The 16,438-nt window shown below is 60.2% G+C and carries 16 protein-coding genes; 5 read left to right on the top strand and 11 right to left on the bottom strand.

The features are described from left to right. Positions 1 to 69: 69 nt before the first annotated feature. The 3 genes from K0F88_RS12520 to K0F88_RS12530 are packed head-to-tail and all read left to right on the top strand — an operon-like array spanning position 70 to position 2,490. Complete coding sequence (locus K0F88_RS12520) at positions 70 to 1,260, top strand: FAD/NAD(P)-binding oxidoreductase (RefSeq protein ID WP_094468749.1); 1,191 nt, start codon at positions 70 to 72, stop codon at positions 1,258 to 1,260. 27 nt (positions 1,261 to 1,287) lie between these two features. Beyond that, the gene (locus K0F88_RS12525; protein WP_255141820.1) at positions 1,288 to 1,653 is read left to right on the top strand and encodes a DUF1641 domain-containing protein; all 366 of its coding nucleotides are present in this window, start codon (positions 1,288 to 1,290) and stop codon (positions 1,651 to 1,653) included. A 21-nt stretch (positions 1,654 to 1,674) separates the two neighbouring features. Next, positions 1,675 to 2,490 (top strand): methyltransferase domain-containing protein, encoded by an 816-nt coding sequence (locus K0F88_RS12530; protein WP_219095254.1) that lies wholly within the window; start codon positions 1,675 to 1,677, stop codon positions 2,488 to 2,490. 155 nt (positions 2,491 to 2,645) lie between these two features. On the opposite strand, the gene pcaC is transcribed toward K0F88_RS12530, so the two are convergent. The 11 genes from pcaC to pcaR form a co-directional block, all read right to left on the bottom strand. Beyond that, entirely contained in the window at positions 2,646 to 3,038 is a 393-nt protein-coding gene (gene pcaC, locus K0F88_RS12535; RefSeq protein ID WP_010462533.1) for a 4-carboxymuconolactone decarboxylase, read from the bottom strand. Positions 3,039 to 3,048: 10 nt separating this feature from the next. Next, positions 3,049 to 3,840, bottom strand: a complete 792-nt coding sequence (pcaD, locus tag K0F88_RS12540) for a 3-oxoadipate enol-lactonase (protein WP_219095255.1) — start codon at positions 3,838 to 3,840, stop codon at positions 3,049 to 3,051. Between the two features lie 11 nt (positions 3,841 to 3,851). Beyond that, entirely contained in the window at positions 3,852 to 5,216 is a 1,365-nt protein-coding gene (locus K0F88_RS12545) for a 3-carboxy-cis,cis-muconate cycloisomerase (RefSeq protein WP_219095256.1), read from the bottom strand. 45 nt (positions 5,217 to 5,261) lie between these two features. Then, complete coding sequence (locus K0F88_RS12550) at positions 5,262 to 6,566, bottom strand: MFS family transporter (protein WP_219095257.1); 1,305 nt, start codon at positions 6,564 to 6,566, stop codon at positions 5,262 to 5,264. 132 nt (positions 6,567 to 6,698) lie between these two features. Beyond that, positions 6,699 to 7,265, bottom strand: coding sequence for a protocatechuate 3,4-dioxygenase subunit alpha (pcaG, locus tag K0F88_RS12555; RefSeq protein WP_219095258.1), 567 nt, complete (start codon positions 7,263 to 7,265; stop codon positions 6,699 to 6,701). 1 nt (position 7,266) lies between these two features. Next, positions 7,267 to 7,971, bottom strand: coding sequence for a protocatechuate 3,4-dioxygenase subunit beta (pcaH, locus tag K0F88_RS12560; RefSeq protein ID WP_219095259.1), 705 nt, complete (start codon positions 7,969 to 7,971; stop codon positions 7,267 to 7,269). A gap of 35 nt (positions 7,972 to 8,006) precedes the next feature. Continuing rightward, the gene (gene pcaF / locus K0F88_RS12565; protein WP_219095260.1) at positions 8,007 to 9,212 is read right to left on the bottom strand and encodes a 3-oxoadipyl-CoA thiolase; all 1,206 of its coding nucleotides are present in this window, start codon (positions 9,210 to 9,212) and stop codon (positions 8,007 to 8,009) included. Then, positions 9,209 to 9,988: a CoA-transferase subunit beta gene (locus K0F88_RS12570; RefSeq protein ID WP_219095261.1), complete on the bottom strand. Its 780-nt coding sequence runs from the start codon at positions 9,986 to 9,988 to the stop codon at positions 9,209 to 9,211. The genes pcaF and K0F88_RS12570 overlap by 4 nt, the downstream gene beginning before the upstream one ends. Then, on the bottom strand, positions 9,988 to 10,845 hold the full coding sequence (locus tag K0F88_RS12575) for a CoA transferase subunit A (RefSeq protein ID WP_007947285.1): 858 nt from the start codon (positions 10,843 to 10,845) through the stop codon (positions 9,988 to 9,990). Before K0F88_RS12575 ends, K0F88_RS12570 begins: the two co-directional genes overlap by 1 nt. 269 nt (positions 10,846 to 11,114) lie before the next feature. Further along, positions 11,115 to 12,461, bottom strand: coding sequence for an MFS transporter (locus K0F88_RS12580; RefSeq protein WP_219095262.1), 1,347 nt, complete (start codon positions 12,459 to 12,461; stop codon positions 11,115 to 11,117). Positions 12,462 to 12,588: 127 nt separating this feature from the next. Then, positions 12,589 to 13,431 carry a pca regulon transcriptional regulator PcaR gene (gene pcaR, locus K0F88_RS12585; protein WP_010462552.1) on the bottom strand — a complete coding sequence of 281 codons (843 nt, stop codon included), beginning with the start codon at positions 13,429 to 13,431 and terminating at the stop codon, positions 12,589 to 12,591. Between the two features lie 681 nt (positions 13,432 to 14,112). Between pcaR and K0F88_RS12590 the strand changes: the two genes are divergently transcribed. After that, entirely contained in the window at positions 14,113 to 14,313 is a 201-nt protein-coding gene (locus K0F88_RS12590) for a hypothetical protein (protein ID WP_007935837.1), read from the top strand. A gap of 376 nt (positions 14,314 to 14,689) precedes the next feature. Then, positions 14,690 to 16,165 (top strand): inorganic phosphate transporter, encoded by a 1,476-nt coding sequence (locus K0F88_RS12595; protein ID WP_219095263.1) that lies wholly within the window; start codon positions 14,690 to 14,692, stop codon positions 16,163 to 16,165. The last annotated feature ends 273 nt before the right edge of the window (positions 16,166 to 16,438 follow it).

Here is a 16,438-nt window from a genome sequence, read left to right on the forward strand (position 1 = left end):
GGAGCCCCTGTTTTCTTCCGTTATCTCCGGATGCTGTACGCGAAGCTGCCATGACCCGGGAGGTCAGGTATGAGCAAGCGAATAGTTATCGTCGGTGGCGGCGTTGGTGGAACCATGCTGGCCAATCAACTGGCCGGCAAGCTGTATCCAGAAATCCTGCGCGGCGAAGTCTCGATTGCACTGCTGTCCAATTCCCCCGATCACTTCTATAAACCGGCGTTCATGTACGTAGCGTTCAACCTGTTTTTCCAGGAAGAACTCAAGCGTGCGGAGCGTTCACTGTTACGCCCGGAAATCACCTTCAACGTTGAAGAAGTGACACGTTTTGATTTCCCCGGGCAACGCCTGAAAACCCGTAGCGGAAAGGTTTACGACTATGACTTTCTGGTCATCGCCACAGGTTGCGTACCCGCTCCGGAACGCATCGAAGGCCTGAAGGAAGCCGGCGACCATTTCTATCAATACGAGCCCGCCCGGCAGTTGGCACAACGGCTTAGCACGATCGAGAAGGGCCGCATCTTTATTACGGTGTCCTTCCCGCAAACGCCTAATGTCCCGCATCAATGCGGTATCGCCCCCGTCGAAACCACGTTGATGCTTGATGATTTCTTGCGGCGTCGTGGCGTGCGGGACAAGGTGGAAATCATCTACACCTACCCGACCACGGCTCAACTGCTGCGTAACTGCCTGTTCCTGCAGCGCCCGACAGGGGAAATTCTGCCGAGTATTTTCGAGCAGAAAAATATCCGCTTTCAACGCGGGTTCACCCTGAAGCGGGTCGATCCGGACAAAAAAATTGCGTACTCCGAAGAAGGTGACGAGCAATCCTTCGACATTCTGATGGCAACACCACCGATCAGGGCTGTGGATGCCGTGCTGGAGTCCGGCGCCTCACAAGCGCCCAACCACGAAGGCTGGTTGCCGACCAACCATGAAACGTTGCAGGTCTACGGCCTGGAAAACGTCTACGTCATCGGTGACACCGTCGACCTGCCTGTCAGCAAAGCCGGCGGCGCCTGCCATAACCAGGCCCCTGTCATCGCCAATAACATCGCCGCCGAAATTCGTCTGGGCACCACCATCGCTGTTTACGACGGGCGTGTGCAGGCTGTGGCGCAGATGGGGCTGAATGCCGGTATGCCGCTTTGGTATGACTACCAGCACGATGTTCTGCCAACCCCGCCCACCAAACTCGGCGGGTTACTCAGACACGGATTCAATCGCGGTCTGTACTGGGCTGTCGCCCGCGGAATGCTTTGACCCTGCACCGGGAGAGGATGAATCGTCATGGACCTGTCAAATGAATCAATCAGCCCCGCCATCAGCCCGGTATTAAACGCGCTGATGGAAAAGCTTAAACCGTTGATTGACGGTGGGCGGCTGGACAACCTGGTGGACCTGCTTTCGCTGGTCAGCGACCTCGTCGATCTGCTGGACCCACCCATGGTGGAAAAACTGGCAGTGCTTTTCGAGAACGCAACCGCGACCACCTGGAGCGTCAGCAATGCCATACGCACGGCAAAAGCCGACAGCACAAAAAGCGAACAGCCCCCTGGGGTTTACCAGTTGCTGAAATTACTGCGCGAGCCCGATACACGACGAGGTGTGGGGTTTGCGCTCAAAACCCTCAACGTCATTGGAAGACAACTTTGAACCGCCAGAGAGCACAACCTCATGAGCACCAAACTGCAAACAAGGAAGGGCCCCGCAGACTGGGACGCCACCGCCTACCAGCAATTCTCGCGACTTCGACAACGACCGGTGATCGAGCTACTCGAGCGCGTCGACGTTGAAAACCCCAAACGCATCTACGACCTTGGCTGCGGCACCGGCATTGCGACGCAAGTTTTGGCCAAACGCTGGCCCCGCGCACACCTGATGGGCATCGACAGTTCGGAGCAGATGCTTCAGGAGGCCCGATGTTTGCCGATCAACGCGCAGTGGAAGCAGTGCGATCTGCAGAACTGGCAACCGGAGCAACCCGCCGATCTACTCTTTGCCGCTGCCGTGCTGCACTTCATCGACGGTCACGAACAGTTGCTGCCGCGTTTGCTCGGTTATCTCAATCCGGGCGGTTGCCTGGCGGCGCACATGCCTGACTGGCGGGATTCGGTCTGGTATCGACTGATGCTCGATACGCTCAACGATGGCGGCTCCAACGGCAAACCGCTCGGCTGCGCACAACTGCGCGAGACGATGGCGGCGCGGCCGTTGCTGTCGCTGGAAAATTACCACCGGCTGCTCTCACCGATTACCCGGACGCTGGATATCTGGGAGACCGAGCAGTTGCAGGTCGTGGACGGCAAGTCGCCGATTTATGACTGGATCAAGGTCTCGGCCTTGCGGGCGGTGATGCAAGGGTTGAAGGATGAGGAACAGGCGCGGTTCATTTATCACTTCATGATGCGGGTGCATGCGCATTACCCGCATGAGAGCGATGGGCGCACGTTGTTTCCGTTCAAGCGGATCTTTATTATTGCGACCGTTTAAATTTCAGAATGGATGCAGGCTGATCCACCGCTATCGCGGGCAAGCCCGCTCCCACAGTGGTCTGGTGTGAACACAAGTTTTGTGTTCCCTGAAGATCCCTGTGGGAGCGGGCTTGCCCGCGAAGGCGTCAGCTCAGCCACCGCAAATCACCAGGATTACTCCCGCGATTCAACCCCCAGCTCATCCCACACCGACTCCGCCAAATGAAACGTCGCATTGGCCGCCGGGATGCCGCAGTAGATCGCGCTCTGCATGATCACCTCCTTGATCTCGCCGCGGGTCACGCCGTTGTTGGCGGCGGCGCGCAGGTGCAGTTTGAGTTCTTCGTTGCGGTTCATGCCGATCAGCATCGCGATGGTGATCAGGCTGCGGGTATGGCGCGGCAGGCCCGGGCGGGTCCAGATGTCGCCCCACGCGTGGCGGGTGATCATTTCCTGGAACTCCGAATTGAACTCGGTCAGCGCATTCAGACTGCGATCGACATGGGCATCGCCAAGCACCGCGCGCCGAACTTCCAGGCCCTCGTCGTAACGTTGTTTCTCGTCCACAACAACCCCCTTAATCAGCTGACAAAAACGTCAGTACCCGTTCGCTGAACGCAGCACCGGCCTGGACGTTGGACAAATGCGCGGCGTAGAACTCGGCGTACTCGGCGCCCTGCACATGCGCCTGGATAAAGTGCCCACCGGATGGCGGCGTCACCGCGTCTTCAGTGCCGGCGATCACCAGCAGCGGCACCTTGATCGCGGACAGCTGATCACGGAAGTCGGCATCGCGTACGGCCGCGCAATTGGCGGCATACCCTTCAGGCGACGTGGCGGCGAGCATGTCGGTAATCCGCTTTGCGGCTGACGGATTGGCCTCGGCAAAGTCTGGGGTAAACCAGCGCGCAATCGACGCATCGCGCAGCGCGACCATCGCTGCCGGACCGTCCCGCAGCACGGTTTCAATCCGTGGGTTCCACACCGACGGGTCGCCGATTTTCGCGGCGGTGTTGCACACCACCAGTTTGTTCAGCCGCTCGCCAGCGTTGATGCCCAACCACTGGCCGATCAAACCGCCCATGGACAGACCGCAAAAATGCGCGCGCTCGATGTGCAGTGCATCCAGCAACGCCAGCACGTCGTGCCCCAGTTGCTCGATGCTGTACGGGCCCGGCGTGACCAGCGATTTGCCGTGCCCCCGTGTGTCGAAACGCAGCACCCGGAAATGCTTGGAGAACGCGGCGATCTGCGCGTCCCACATGTGCAGGTCGGTGCCCAGCGAGTTGGAGAGCACCAGCACTGGCGCATCGTCCGGCCCATCAATTTGATAGTTCAGTTCGCCCTCGGCGAGTTGTACGAAAGCCACAGCAATCTCCTTCAGGCAGTCAACGCAGAATGTTCAGCCACCGCTCGCTCGACCCAGGCATGGGCCTGACCGAGGTAATGGGCGGGGTCCAGCAGACGATCGAGTTCAGCATCCGACAGTTCGGCGGTCACTTGCAGCTCGTCACCGAGTACCGCTCGCAAATGACGTTGTTCGGCCACCGCACGTTTGCAGCATTGCTCCAGCAGATGGTGCGCGGTGTCGCGGCCGACCCGTTGCGCGAGGACGATGCTCACCGCTTCGGCCAACACAAGACCTTGGGTCAAGTCGAGGTTGCGGGCCATGCGCTCGGCGTCGACTTCCAGTCCATCCGCCACCAGCAACGCTTGCTTGAGGCTGCCGGACACCAGGCAGCAAATCTCCGGCAGGGTTTCCCATTCGGCATGCCACAGGCCGAGGCTGCGCTCGTGTTCCTGCGGCATGGCGCTGAACAGGGTCGAGAGCAGACCGGGAACGCGGGTCGCCGCACTTATCAGCACCGCGGCGCCCACAGGGTTGCGTTTGTGCGGCATGGTCGAGGAACCGCCCTTGCCCGGTGCCGACGGTTCGAACACTTCGCCGGCTTCGGTCTGCATCAACAGGCTGATGTCGCGGCCGAGTTTGCCGAGGCTGCCGGCGATCAAACCAAGTACCGCGCCGAACTCCACCAAGCGATCACGCTGGGTGTGCCAGGGCTGATCCGGCAGTGTCAGTTTCAATTCTTCAGCCAGCGCTTGGCCAATCGGCATCGCCTGGTCGCCGAGGGCCGCGAGGGTTCCGGATGCGCCGCCGAATTGCAGCACCAGCAGGCGCGGTTTGAGTTCTTGCAGACGTTGTCGGCTGCGGGTGATGGCGCCCAGCCAACCGGCGATTTTCATGCCGAGGGTGACCGGCGTTGCGTGCTGCAACCAGGTGCGTCCGGCCAGCGGTGTGGCGACGTAACGCTGGGATTGGGTTGCCAATGTTTCGCCCAGTTGCGCCAGATCGCTTTCGATCAGCTCCAGCGCCCGGCGCAGTTGCAGCACCAGGCCCGTGTCCATCACGTCCTGACTGGTCGCACCCAGGTGCACGTAGCGTTCAGCGTCGGCATCGTTGGCGGCGATCTGTTTACCCAACGCCTTGACCAGCGGAATCGCCGAATTGCCTGCCGTGGCGATCGCCTCGCCGAGGGCTGAAAAGTCGTAATGTCCGGCCACACAAGCCGCTTCGATCGAGGCGACAACCGATTGCGGAATCAAGCCCACCCGCGCCTCGGCCCGGGCCAACGCCGCTTCGAAATCGAGCATGGCCTGAACCCGGCCCTGATCGCAAAACACTTCACGCATATCGCGGGCAGTGAAATAGGCATCGAACAATTGATTGCCCGGTCGCTGGTTCATAAACAGTCCCTGAAGGCGTGGGCCAGTCGGGCCCACGCAGATGGATCAAAGGTCGTGGTGCAAATACTTGGCTTCTTTCGGCAGGCGCAGGCTGAACAGGAACGCCACCGCCATCATCACCGTCACGTACCAGTAGAAGGAGTTTTCCATGCCCGCGGCTTTGAGGCTCAGGGCCACGTATTCCGCCGAACCACCGAAGATCGCATTGGCTACCGCATACGCCAGGCCAACACCGAGTGCGCGCACTTCCGGCGGGAACATTTCGGCTTTTACCAGGCCACTGATCGAGGTGTAGAAACTCACGATCGCCAGCGCCACGGTAATCAGCACAAAGGCCAGGAATGGGCTGCTGACACTTTTCAGACTCAGCAGGATCGGCACGGTGCACAGCGTACCCAATGCACCGAACCACAGCATCGAGTTACGTCGGCCGATTTTGTCCGCGAGCATGCCGAACAGCGGCTGCATGCACATATAAAGGAACAGCGCGCCGGTCATGATGTAGCTGGCAGTCTTGGCGTGCATGCCGGCGGTGTTCACCAGGTATTTCTGCATGTACGTGGTGAAGGTGTAGAAAATCAGCGAGCCGCCGGCGGTGTAACCGAGCACGGTAATAAAGGCTGCTTTATGGTTGCGGAACAACGCGCGGATGCTGCCGGCGTCCTTGTTTTCGCGCATTTCCTTGCTGGTGGTTTCTTTCAGCGAACGACGCAGGAACAGCGAGATCAACGCCGCCACCGCACCGACCACAAACGGGATCCGCCAGCCGTAGGCACGCAGGTCATCTTCAGTAAGGAACTGTTGCAGGACCACCACCAGCGACACCGCCAGCAATTGCCCGCCAATCAGCGTCACGTACTGGAACGAGGCGAAGAAACCGCGCTGGCCCTTGAGGGCGACTTCGCTCATGTAGGTCGCGGTGGTGCCGTATTCACCGCCCACTGACAAGCCCTGCAGCAAGCGGGCGAACAACAGCATGATCGGCGCCCAGACGCCGATGTCCTTGTAGGTCGGCAGGCAGGCGATGAGCAACGAACCGAAGCACATCATCAGAATCGAGATCAGCATCGAATTTTTGCGCCCGTGCTTGTCCGCGACACGGCCAAAAATCCAGCCGCCGATCGGTCGCATCAGGAACCCGGCCGCGAACACGCCGGCGGTATTCACCAGTTGCACAGTCGGGTTATCCGACGGGAAAAAGGCTGGCGCGAAGTAAATCGCACAAAAGGCGTAGACGTAGAAGTCGAACCATTCGACGAGGTTACCCGACGAGGCGCCGACAATCGCAAAGATCCGCTTGCTGCGCTCTTCGCCGGTGTAATGCTCTGTAGTAGCCGTGTTAGTTGTCATTGTTTTTCACTCTTTGAGGACCATGACAGTCTAGACACACTCTGCAACAGTCCCGTTCCACCGATAGATCAGCAACACCAATCCCCCCTGTAGGAGCCGGCTTGCTGGCTCCTACAGGGATTTTCGGTGTTTTCAGTAATCGAAGAACACCGTCTCGGCATCGGTGCCTTGCAGGATGACATTCCACTGATAAACACCCGACGCATCCTGCTTCGCCAGCAAGGTACTGCGGCGCTCGGCCGGTACACATTCCAGCAGCGGGTCGTCGAGGTTCGCCGGTTCGCCCTCAAAGTAAATCCGCGTCAGCAAGTGCTTCACCAACCCGCGAGCGAACACCAGCACCACCAGGTGCGGCGCCTGGGTCGAGCCCTTCAGGCCTTCCACCGTTCCGGGTTTGATCGTGGTGAAACGAAAGCGCCCTTCGGCGTCCACTGGCACCCGGCCGAAGCCTTCGAAGTTCGGGTCCAGGGGCTTGGTCTGGTCGTCTTCGGGATGGTCGTATTTACCAGCGGCATTGGCCTGCCAGACTTCCAGCATCGCGTCGTTAACGAAATCGCCGTTGCCATCGACGACTTGCCCGGTGATCGCCACACGCTCGCCGAGGGTGTGTTCGACGGTCAAATCTTCGCGGTTCAGCCAGGTCAGGCCGATGTGGTAATACGGCCCGACGGTGTGGGACGTGGTCGCGTTCAGCGTCATCTTATTTCTCCATCGGCGTGGCTTCGCGGCCGCGCAAGACGATGTCCCAGCGATAACCGAGGGCATAGGAAGGGATGGTTTTTTCCAGATCGAACGTGGCGATCAAACGCTCTTTGGCGCGGGTATCCGGTACGCAGTTGTAGATCGGGTCATAGGCCAGCAGCGGGTCGCCCGGGAAATACATCTGCGTGACCAGCCGCGTCAGGATGCTCGGCCCGAACAGCGAGAAATGAATGTGCGCCGGGCGCCACGCATTGTGGTGGTTGCCCCACGGATAGGCGCCGGGCTTGATGGTTTGGAACTGGTACCAGCCATCGGCGTCGGTCACGGTGCGACCGGTGCCGGTGAAGTTCGGGTCCAGCGGCGCGTCGTGCAGGTCGCGGGCATGGTTGTAGCGACCGGCGGCGTTGGCCTGCCAGATCTCCACCAGAATCCCCGGCACCGGCAAGCCGTCTTCATCCAGCACGCGGCCGTGAATGATGATGCGCTCGCCCAACGGTTCACCCGCGTGCTGCACCGTCAGGTCGTTGTCCTTCTCGTTGATACGCTCGGCGCCGATGGTCGGGCCGGTAATTTCCGACAACGAATGTGGCAAAAACACCAACGGCTTGGACGGCGCGCGACGGTTGGTGGATTGATAAGTCGGGTGCAGATAGTCCGGCTGGGTGCCTTCCTGCGGGCGACGGTAACCAGGCTTGTCAGTCATTTCGCTTTCCTCTGTTCTTATTAGTCTGCCGGGCGTCAGACGCGTTCGATGGCCAAGGCCAGACCCTGGCCGACACCGACGCACATGGTCGCCAGGCCTTTGTTGCCGCCCGTTTTTTCAAGCTGATGCAACGCGGTCAGGACCAGACGCGCACCGCTCATGCCCAACGGATGGCCCAAGGCAATGGCGCCACCGTTCGGGTTGACCTGGGCCGCGTCGTCCGCCAAGCCCAGCTCACGCAGTACCGCTAACCCTTGGCTGGCGAAGGCTTCATTGAGTTCGATCACATCGAAATCGCTGACGGCCAGCCCGAGGCGCTCGGTCAATTTGCGCACCGCCGGCACCGGGCCGATGCCCATCACCCGTGGTGCGACACCGGCGCTCGCCATGCCTAGCACTTTGGCGCGGGCGGTCAGGCCGTGTTTCTTCACCGCTTCGGCGGAGGCCAGAATCAACGCCGCCGCACCGTCGTTCACACCGGAAGCATTACCGGCGGTGACGGTTTTGTCGGGACCGTTGACCGGTTTCAGTTTGGCCAGGGTTTCCAGGGTGGTGTCAGCGCGTGGATGCTCATCCTGGCTGACGACGGTTTCCCCTTTCTTGTGGGCAATCCGCACTTCGACGATTTCTTCAGCGAAAAATCCTGCAGCTTGCGCGGCGGCAGTGCGCTGCTGGCTGCGCAGGGCGAAAGCGTCCTGATCCTCGCGGGATACGGCGTAATCGTCGGCGACGTTGTCGGCGGTCTGCGGCATCGCATCGACGCCGTATTGCGCTTTCATCAACGGGTTGATGAAACGCCAGCCGATGGTGGTGTCTTCCAGTTTCATGTTGCGCGAGAACGCCGCATCGGCCTTGCCCATCACGAACGGCGCGCGGGACATCGACTCGACACCGCCGGCAATCGCCAGCTCCATTTCACCGCTCGCGATTGCGCGGAACGCGGTGCCGATGGCGTCCATGCCCGACGCGCACAGGCGATTGAGGGTGACGCCGGGAATGCTTTCCGGCAGGCCCGCCAGCAACAGCGCCATGCGGGCGACGTTGCGGTTGTCTTCACCGGCCTGGTTGGCGCAGCCGAGGAACACCTCGTCCACTGCGTTCCAGTCCACCGACGGGTTGCGCTCCATCAGCGCCTTGATCGGCACGGCGGCGAGGTCGTCAGCACGCACCGCTGACAAGCCGCCACCGAAACGGCCGATGGGGGTGCGAATCGCGTCGCAGATATAAACGTCGCGCATCATGCTTCTCCCGGTGCCTGGCCGTGGGCGGCGGCGGTGCGAGCTTCCAGGTCCCTGAGCGCCTTCAGCTCGACGTCGGTGGGCTCGGCGGTGTGTTCAACCGTCTCGGCAAAGCGAATCGCCCAACCGGTGGCGGCAATCACTTGCTCGCGAGTCACGCCCGGGTGCAGCGCGGTGACCACAAACTCATGCGTGTCCGCTTCAGGGTCCATGATGCACAGGTCGGTAATGATCCCCACGGGACCTGCGCCCGGCAGGCCGAGACGCTTGCGAGAATCACCGCCCTCGCCGTGGCCGACCGAGGTGATGAAGTCGAGTTTGTCGACAAAGGAGCGTGCCGATTGCTTGAGAATGATAAGTACGCTTTTCGCCGAGCCGGCAATCTCCGGCGCGCCACCGGCACCCGGCAGGCGGACTTTCGGCTGGTGATAGTCGCCCACCACGGTGGTGTTGATGTTGCCAAAGCGGTCGACTTGCGCGGCGCCGAGAAACCCGACGTCGATGCGCCCGCCTTGCAGCCAATAGCGAAAAATCTCACCGGTCGGGACGACGGTGTCAGCGGTTTCCGCCAGTTCGCCGTCACCGATCGACAGCGGCAGTACGCTTGGCTTGGCACCGATCGGACCCGATTCGTAGATCAGGACCACATCCGGCGAAGACGTCAGGCGCGCCAGGTTGGCGGCTTTCGACGGCAGACCGATGCCGACGAAGCACACCGAACCGTTCTTCAGGCGGCGGGCGGCGGCGACGGTCATCATTTCATTGGTGGTGTAAGTCATTACTTGGCCTCCGAAGCAGCGGCCAGCTTGGCCTGGAACTCGCTGAAGTCAGCGCAGCCGTGGATGTATTCGTTGATCCACGCAGTGAAGGTTTCACGGTCGCGGGCAATCGGGTCCCAAGCCTGGTAGAAGCGGTTGTCGCGCTCGTTGTAACCGTGGGCGTAGGACGGATGCGCGCCGCCAGGCACATGGCAGACCGCGCTCAGGGCCCAGGTCGGCAGCACGCAAGAATTCATCGGTGCATTGAGGTCGTCGACGATTTCCTCGACGGTGACGATGCAACGTTTGGCGGCCAGGGCGGCTTCTTTCTGCACGCCGAGAATGCCCCACAGCAGCACGTTGCCTTTGCGGTCGGCTTTCTGCGCGTGAATCACGGTGATGTCCGGGCGTACCGAAGGCACGGCGGCCAATACTTCGCCGGTGAACGGACAAGTGACGGTTTTGATCAGCGGGTTGACCTTCGGCAAGTCGGAACCGGCGTAGGCACGCAGTACCGCGAACGGTAGCCCGGAAGCGCCAGCGACGTAGGCATTGGCCAGGTCGGCGTGGCTGTGCTCTTCGATTTCCAGCGCGTGCGGCCACTGCTTCTCGACCGCGTCACGCAGACGGTGCAGCGAACCGACACCCGGGTTGCCGCCCCAGGAGAAAATCAGCTTGCGGGCACAACCGGCGCCGATCAACTGGTCGTAGATCAGGTCAGGCGTCATCCGCACCAGCGTCAGATCCTTCTTGCCCTGGCGAATGATTTCGTGACCCGCCGCCGTAGGGATCAGGTGGGTGAAGCCTTCGAGTGCGACGGTATCGCCGTCGTTGACGAATTGCTTCACCGCGTCGTGCAGCGAAAGGATTTCAGCCATGGGGCAGGCTCCCGTTTGTGATGAACCGACAGTGGTAGAAAAAGGCGCGATGCGCAGCGCCGGAATGACTGCAGGTTAAGCCTGTGCAAAACGCCAAACAATCCGATAATCGACTGAGTGTTCGTTTATCGAACAGATTGTTGTCTGACTACCGATCCTTAAAAGCATCGCGGGCAAGCCCGCTCCCACAGGTTGATGCGCAATCCTTGTGGGAGCGGGCTTGCCCGCGAAGAGGCCCTCAAACGCACCGAAGATGTTGAAATCCGGACTCAGGTCGCATCCGCATGACTGACCATGCCCTTGATCACCACCGCCAGGGTCGCCACCGCCGCCGGAATCACCAGCGCCGTCAGCACCTGTTCAAAATTCCAGCCCAACCCCAGCAACGTCGCGCCCATCCACGCCCCGAGAATCGCGCCGAACCGGCCAATCCCGAGCATCCACGACACCCCGGTCGCGCGCCCTTGGGTCGGATAAAAACGCGCCGCCAGCGACGGCATCGCCGATTGCGCGCCGTTGACGCACATCCCGGCCACCAGCACCAACGTCGCCAAAATCGTGATGTTGCCCAGGCTCTGCCCTACCGCGTAGGCAAACACCCCAGCCAGAAGGTAGAAAATGCCGATGACCTTGTGCGGATTGAACCGGTCCATCGCCCAACCCACGCCTACGGCGCTCAGCACCCCGCCAAACTGGAACAGCGCGCCAATGAACGCGGCTTGTTCCATGCTCGCGCCACTGTCGCGCATCAACGTCGGCAGCCAGCTGGTCAGCAGGTAAACAATCACCAGCCCCATGAAGTAGGTCAGCCACAGCAGCAAGGTGCCGGTGCTATAGGTGCCAGAGAAGATCACCGCGAACACGTTGCGCGCCTTCACGGTTTTCTGTTCCGGCACGCTGAAGCTCGACGCCTGGGCGACGACCGTCGGATCGATCGGTGCGAGGGCCTTGCGCACTTTGTCGGTGCCACGGTTGCGCACGACCAGGTAACGCGCCGACTCCGGTAGCCAGAACAGCAACACGACGGTGAGGATCAACGGCAGAATCCCGCCGATCAGCAGCAGACTGTGCCAGCCGAAGGCCGGAATCAGCTTGGCCGAGATAAACCCGCCACCGGCCATGCCGAGGTTGAAGCCGCAGAACATGCTGGTCACCAGCAGGGATTTTTTGCGCTCCGGGGTGTATTCCGACAACAGCGTGGTGGCGTTCGGCATCCCGGCGCCGAGGCCCAGGCCGGTGAGGAAGCGCAGCACCAGCAGTTGATCGACGTTGGTGCTGTAAGCCGAGGCCAGGCTGAAAGCCCCGAACAACAATACCGCGCCGACCAGTACGACTTTTCGCCCAAAGCGGTCAGCCAAGGGACCGGAGCCCAGTGCGCCGAAGACCATGCCGATCAACGCGGCACTCATTACCGGGCCGAGACTGGCTCGATCGATGCCCCAGTCCTGGGACAGGGCCGGCGCGATAAAGCCCATGGCCGCAGTGTCGAGGCCATCAAGGAAGACAATCAGGAAACACAGGATCACCACTCGCCACTGGTAGCGCGAAATGGGTTGAGCATTGATGAAGGACTGCACATCGAGGCAGTTCCCTACAGCAGACTGAGGCTGGTTCATTATTTTTATTCCACGCAAGAACGCAGTCGGACATGTGCCAGCCAAGGCTGGCGCTGCCGCGACATTAGTGATCTTGGGGAAACAGCGTCAATTCGATAAACGCAACTCTGTGCGTTTATCGAACAGCTTAGGCAAACAACTGGGCACTGAGGTCACGACTGGCGCTCAACAAACCAGGCAGGAAACGCTGCTCCAGCTCGTTGCGGCTGACCCGTCCGGCGTGGGTACTGACGTTGAGCGCGGCCACTACCTGGCCCGAAGCGTCGTACACCGGAACAGCAATCGAACGCAGGCCCTGCTCCAGTTCCTGATCGACGATGCACCAGCCTTGTTGCCGCACTTCTTGCAGACATTCGAGCAACGCCTCGGGGGTGTGCAAGGTTCGGCTGGTCTTGGCCTGGAACTCCGCATGGTCGAGGTATTCGCGCAGCGACGTGTCGTCCAGTGCCGCAAGAAGAATCCGGCCCATGGACGTGCAATACGCGGGCAACCGCCCGCCCACCGAAAGGTCGACGGAAATCAGGCGTTGTGTGGTCGCCGAGCGAGCGATGTACAAAATGTCGTCGCCTTCCAGCGTGGCCATGTTGCAGGCCTCGTGAAGTTGCTCGCTCATGCGGTCCAGATACGGCTGGGCGGACACCGCCAAAGGCGTCGAGGACAAGTAGGCATGGCCGAGCGTCAGCACTTTGGGCAGCAGCGAATAGGTGCGACCGTCGGTGGTGGCGTAGCCGAGTTTGATCAGGGTGTGCAGGCAACGTCGCACAGCGGCGCGGGGAATTTCCGTGCGGTGGCTGATTTGGGCAATGGTCAGGTGCCGTTTGCGCTCCTGGAACGCTTGAACCACCGCCAATCCCCGGGCCAGCGACGTCATGAAATCCGGGTCGCCGGTCAGGGCCTGGATTCGCTTGGCGGGCGAGGCCACGATCGGCGGCGCCACTGAAGCGAAGGAATTGCGCATTTGATCGTTCATATCAGGTCCTTTTCCTACACGGCTCAGCGGCTATTACATGCGGCTTCGGGTCCGGCACACAAGCCACAGGCCGCAAGATTGGGCGATTATCGAACCATCGACCGATAATCGCAATCGGCCTTACAGGCGATGGCCACCTTATCCGCGCTGATTTGCGCAGTGTCCGCTACATGCTTTTATTCTTCGCTGATTAAGGGCTGATGTAGTGGGGTTAACTTGTTCGACTTTATGGCGTCAGAAAGACATCGTCGCAATGTGACATCATCCACACCCTAGTTACCGCTGAAAGTTGTGAGTAACAAAACAATCACACAGGTAGAACTACTTTTAACTCTCAAGCGATAGTGTTCTTCGGATCGACCGCTATAATGCACCTCAGTGGCGAAGCGGTTTTTACGTGCCGGTTCCGCTACCCGGCAGCCCGGTTTTCTATCGTCGCTGCCTGCAGCAAGCGCTTGACGCTCATTTCATATGTTCCGCCAACGCGCTCGCTGAAACAGGTAACTGATGCTACGTCAGCTGTTTTTCTCTGGTGCCGTGGCCGCCTGCAACATGGAAGTATTGTTCGCACGCCGTAAAAAACGATGCCTTTATCGGGCATTGGCCTTTCGACGAGTGTGGTCAATAGATTCGATGCAGCGCGTTTCACCAGAATTTATCTCAACTCATACAGGTAGCACTGTGACGAAAGACGAACTGCGCGCGGAACTTGAGCGCCAGGAACAACGTTACAAGGAAGTTTACGGCGGGGAAGTCACCACCTACGCCGCTCAGCCCGAACCCGAACGCAAACCCTGGCGTAAACGCGCCACCGTTCAAGATCAGGCATTCACCCAGGAATTGCAGAAGATGGAAAAGGAACTCAAAGCCGAAGAACCCTGATTACTTCGGCCTGAATCCTTTCAGGGTCTGCATCGGCACCCGTTAAAAGCGGGGTGTTCTGATGATGCCTTTCGCGCCCGCTACAAGCGGGCAGCGGCCACCTCACCTTGCGGATGAGGTAAATGGCACTTGCCTGACCCTCCTCTCAGATATTTCACACAAGTGTTCAAGCCTCTCGGCCTCACGAGAGAAACCCTTGTGGCTGCGGCCTTTTCATCTGAATTCAATGACTTGCAAAACCCGGTAAAAACCTCGGGGATAGGCTATCGTCACAAACTAATTCGTTGAAGAATGTTACCGATGAGCACCTAGTGCATCGATTAGCAGTCTTTTCTGGCATAATCGCGCCCCCTTATGACCGGGTCAGAAAACCTTCATGATCGATTTATTCAGCGGACTGGATGCTTGGGTGCTTGTGAGCCTCTTGCTCGCCCTTGCCTTTGTCCTCGCCTTCGAGTTCATCAACGGCTTTCATGACACCGCTAACGCGGTGGCCACCGTTATCTACACCAAAGCCATGCCGCCTCATCTGGCGGTGTTCTTTTCCGGTGTGTTCAACTTTCTCGGCGTACTGCTGGGCGGTGTCGGCGTGGCGTATGCCATCGTCCACCTGCTGCCGGTAGAGCTGCTGATCAATGTGAACACCGGTCACGGGCTGGCCATGGTGTTCTCGCTGCTCGCCGCCGCCATCACCTGGAACCTGGGCACCTGGTACTTCGGTATCCCGGCCTCCAGTTCCCACACGCTGATCGGTTCGATCCTCGGTGTCGGCCTGGCCAACGCGTTGATCAACGACATTCCGTTGGCCGATGGCGTGAACTGGCAGAAAGCGATCGACATCGGGGCGTCCCTGGTGTTCTCGCCGATGGCGGGTTTCCTGGTCGCAGCTCTGATATTGATCGGTCTGAAATGGTGGCGTCCTCTGTCGAAGATGCACAAGACACCGGAACAGCGCCGCAAGATCGACGACAAGAAACACCCGCCGTTCTGGAATCGCCTGGTGCTGGTGATCTCGGCCATGGCCGTGAGCTTCGTGCACGGTTCCAACGATGGCCAGAAAGGTATCGGCCTGATCATGCTGGTGCTGATCGGTATCGTGCCGGCGCAGTTCGTTCTCGACCTGGGCAGCACGACCTACCAGATCGAACGGACCCGCGATGCGACCCTGCACCTGAGCCAGTTCTACAAGCGCAACGCCGACACCCTGGGCGAGTACCTGGCCCTGGGCAAAAGCGTGGAAGGCGATCTGCCGGAGAAATTCCGTTGCAACCCGCAACAGACCGAACCGACCATCACCGCCCTCCTCGGCACCCTTAAAGGTGTAGCGGATTACCACTCGCTGTCGCCGGAAAGCCGCATCGAAGTGCGTCGTTATCTGCTCTGCCTGGATGACACGGCGAAGAAAGTCGGCAAGCTGCCTGGTCTCGCTGCCCGTGAAAAGGCTGACCTGGACAAACTGCGCAAAGACCTGACCACCACCACTGAATACGCTCCGTTCTGGGTGATTCTGGCGGTCGCCCTGGCCCTGGGCCTGGGGACCATGGTCGGCTGGAAACGCGTGGTGCTGACCATCGGCGAGAAGATCGGCAAGCAGGGCATGACTTACTCCCAAGGCATGTCGGCACAGATCACTACCGCGAGCCTGATCGGCATGGCCAACATCTTCAGCCTGCCGGTCTCCACCACCCACGTCCTGTCCTCAGGCGTTGCCGGCACCATGGTCGCCAACAAAAGTGGCCTGCAAGGCGGCACCGTGCGGACCATCCTGCTGGCCTGGGTCCTGACCCTGCCCGCGACAGTGGCCCTGTCGGCCGGCCTGTTCTGGCTGGCATCGAAGGCACTGGGCAGCTGATACATCGCTGCGACAAAAGAGGCGCGTTCCGAGAGGTTCGCGCCTTTTTTATGGCCTGCAACTTGGCATTGCTGGTCTGTTGAAAGAGATCGGTTGACCATGAGAATGCCTCGCGAGCAGGCTCGCTCCTACAATGAGACGGTGTACATCTGCAAGAAATTGGTCGGTTCTCAGGCCGCCATCGCTGGCAGGCCAGCTCCCACAGGGTTCGGTGAACACCTGCAAGAAATTGGTCGGCTGTCAGGCCGCCATCGCGAGCAGGCTCACTCCTAC

Origin of the sequence: Pseudomonas sp. UMAB-40, assembly GCF_900095275.1 — a bacterium.
Taxonomy (GTDB): Bacteria; Pseudomonadota; Gammaproteobacteria; order Pseudomonadales; family Pseudomonadaceae; genus Aquipseudomonas; species Aquipseudomonas mandelii_B.

Excerpts from the sequence above, each read along its gene's own strand:
- K0F88_RS12520 (WP_094468749.1), top strand. The coding sequence starts at position 70 with ATGAGCAAGCGAATAGTTATCGTCGGTGGCGGCGTTGGTGGAACCATG.
- K0F88_RS12525 (WP_255141820.1), top strand. The coding sequence starts at position 1,288 with ATGGACCTGTCAAATGAATCAATCAGCCCCGCCATCAGCCCGGTATTA.
- K0F88_RS12530 (WP_219095254.1), top strand. The coding sequence starts at position 1,675 with ATGAGCACCAAACTGCAAACAAGGAAGGGCCCCGCAGACTGGGACGCC.
- K0F88_RS12545 (WP_219095256.1), bottom strand. The coding sequence starts at position 5,216 with ATGAACCAGCGACCGGGCAATCAATTGTTCGATGCCTATTTCACTGCC.
- K0F88_RS12550 (WP_219095257.1), bottom strand. The coding sequence starts at position 6,566 with ATGACAACTAACACGGCTACTACAGAGCATTACACCGGCGAAGAGCGC.
- pcaG (WP_219095258.1), bottom strand. The coding sequence starts at position 7,265 with ATGACGCTGAACGCGACCACGTCCCACACCGTCGGGCCGTATTACCAC.
- pcaH (WP_219095259.1), bottom strand. The coding sequence starts at position 7,971 with ATGACTGACAAGCCTGGTTACCGTCGCCCGCAGGAAGGCACCCAGCCG.
- pcaF (WP_219095260.1), bottom strand. The coding sequence starts at position 9,212 with ATGATGCGCGACGTTTATATCTGCGACGCGATTCGCACCCCCATCGGC.
- K0F88_RS12570 (WP_219095261.1), bottom strand. The coding sequence starts at position 9,988 with ATGACTTACACCACCAATGAAATGATGACCGTCGCCGCCGCCCGCCGC.
- K0F88_RS12575 (WP_007947285.1), bottom strand. The coding sequence starts at position 10,845 with ATGGCTGAAATCCTTTCGCTGCACGACGCGGTGAAGCAATTCGTCAAC.
- K0F88_RS12580 (WP_219095262.1), bottom strand. The coding sequence starts at position 12,461 with ATGAACCAGCCTCAGTCTGCTGTAGGGAACTGCCTCGATGTGCAGTCC.
- pcaR (WP_010462552.1), bottom strand. The coding sequence starts at position 13,431 with ATGAACGATCAAATGCGCAATTCCTTCGCTTCAGTGGCGCCGCCGATC.
- K0F88_RS12595 (WP_219095263.1), top strand. The coding sequence starts at position 14,690 with ATGATCGATTTATTCAGCGGACTGGATGCTTGGGTGCTTGTGAGCCTC.